Consider the following 2,396-nt stretch of genomic DNA (forward strand, 5'->3'; position numbering starts at 1 on the left):
AGACCACCGCCGACGCCGCCATCTTCTTTTTATACCGGGTGTAGTAGGCGTTTCCTTCCGGATAGGACAGAACGTCGAAATGCTGCACCACCCGCCGCTGCGTCAGTTTTTCTATGACGCCCCGAACTTTAATCAGCGGTGCCGGAGGCGGCAGCACCGGGTCCGGCGGGGCGTTTTTCAGCGCCTCCAGCAGCTCTTTCTCTTTCAGGCGAAAATGTGCCAGCCATTTTCCTTTTTCATTTTTGGCCTCGATATTGCGCAGAATTTCCTGCGTTCGCGCCAGCTCACTTTTTTGCTGCAGATAGTTATGAAGCGGATATTTTTTATTGCTGCCTTCCAGACTTCTTCGCAACCCGTCCGAGAATTTCAGTTCTTTTTTCATAATTTATTCTTACAATATGTAATATGACCATTCCGAAATTTATTCAATGGATTTATTTGAAAATATAATTCAATTCTATTTACTGGTAGATTCTATTTTACGTACGCATTCCATCAGCGATTCTCCACATTTCACTATAAGTTCTGCTTTTTTTTGTTCAGAGAAGCTATCAATATCTTTCGAAAATTTTTTGCCAAACAGCGTGTTCTGCAGCCAGATTTGAATTTCATCTTCAAAAAAATACTCTTTCAGGGCATAATCCACTACCACCAGTAACAAAGCGAACTGCCAGGATGAGAAGACACCAATCCACTCAATACCCAGCGCATAAACCGTAGGTGTCGCTGCGCGTCCCAGCCACACCTCCATACTGCCGACAGCCGTACTCCAGCCAAATTTTGACATTAAAGCAGGCATAACTTTGCCGCTGAGTGCAATAATGGTCGTTACGTCATTAAGGATTTTTCCCAAATATAACACTCTGTATGCCCATCGTTTACTTATTGATTTTTCATCTTTTAACTGGTAAGCATCTGAAAAATCAGCCCCCAACGATGCAATGGCATTAAGCATTGCACAACTGGCCCCTACCCATTTCAGTTTCGGAAACGATTTATCATCTTTTTTTATGACATCCATCATCTTACTGACAATATCAACCGCACCTCCCGTGGTGGCGAATCCTGCAGCGACCAGTTTGGCAGAACTGGAAAAGTCATCACGTTTAAAATGATCGGCCTGGTTATATAGCTCCGCCATATTAAAAAAGAGCACCAGGAAATTGATACTTGTCGCACGATAAGCATTTTTTTTCGCTCCCTTGATACTGAATTCCGCAGTCGCCTTTTCCAGATCGGAGAACCGCACCTGAGCGACTTTTAAGCGCCCTGACACTCTGTTTTTCTGAGGATTAACAAAGAGAATTTCGTTTACATAGTAACTACGCTCAGTCGCCCAGCCAAAATATTTACTAGAGAAAGATTTTATTTCAGCTATTGTTTTACCTGCTGAAAGAGAACAGAGCGTTTTAACGACAAGATCGTTTATGGTGTCCAATTTTGGTCCCACACCCGAAACCGAGAATAATCGTGAACCCAGCGTTGCCATATGTTGGTCAACTTGATACAACACTCGCTTTGACCAGACTGGATCATTTCCAAGTGGCTCATCCAGCGCAGCTGTTGCTTTACTAAATCCTTCGAATAATTTAACCAGGTCGCCGGATTTTGACTCAAAAAATGCTAATAAACTTTGTTCTGTGACCTGCTGACTCACTCCTTTGCGTACTCTGGCAAGCAAGGGTTCGGCAACAGTCATTAACTCAGGTGCATTATAAAAATGTGTACGCCAGACAAGGTTATTTTCATCAGCAGTTGAGTAATCTTTTATCCAGTCATCGAGTAAACTCACACCAGATTTCGCCGCACCTAACCCAGACATCGCAAAAGCCGCAATTTCACGAAAGTGCAAATTATCCTGTGAAAGATCAGAATAAAAGTCCTGCAGTGTACGAATAAAACATGGAGATTTAAGCCATTGACAGCGGAAAGCAATTATCACTTCGAGTTGTTTATCTATTTTTTGTGTCAGGACCTCACTACAATTAATAAACGAATCCAGGCTCTCTTGCTTTATCTTTCTTTTATATCTGCGCAGGTTATTTGCCACCCGCGACCTTTTCAGATTCTGCTCCTGTCTTTTCTTCGCCTGACGCTCAAATTCTTCCCGGCTTAAAACATCCGTATTGCCTTTCCGTCCCTCGTTCCAGACATACATTCCATATGCGTAATCAATATCGCGAGATGTTGAAAGTGAACCACCCAATGCCGCGAGCTGCTCTTCCACATTCTGCTCAGCACTCTTTTTTATAATCTCCTTAACACCGTTTATCAGATTCTGGGTACAGAACTCCAGGGCGCGTTCATCACCGAATATCTTCGCCATCGCCAGGACATCGTTTGTCCATCCCGTCAGCTCATGCGTTATCCCTGTTGCATCATGCAGCGCCATCAGC

At 43.7% G+C, this 2,396-nt stretch carries 1 protein-coding gene and 1 pseudogene; both read right to left on the reverse strand.

Going from position 1 to position 2,396, the window contains the following annotated elements; translation table 11 throughout:
* Nucleotides 1-382 (reverse strand): annotated as a pseudogene (locus FDW87_RS04405) (hypothetical protein); the annotation flags it as partial.
* A 75-nt stretch (nt 383-457) separates the two neighbouring features.
* Nucleotides 458-2,396 (reverse strand): T6SS effector BTH_I2691 family protein (locus FDW87_RS21030; protein WP_170975099.1); only part of this gene is annotated, 1,939 nt, incomplete at its 5' end.

The organism is Citrobacter sp. wls826, assembly GCF_005281245.1.
Taxonomy (GTDB): Bacteria; Pseudomonadota; Gammaproteobacteria; order Enterobacterales; family Enterobacteriaceae; genus Citrobacter; species Citrobacter braakii.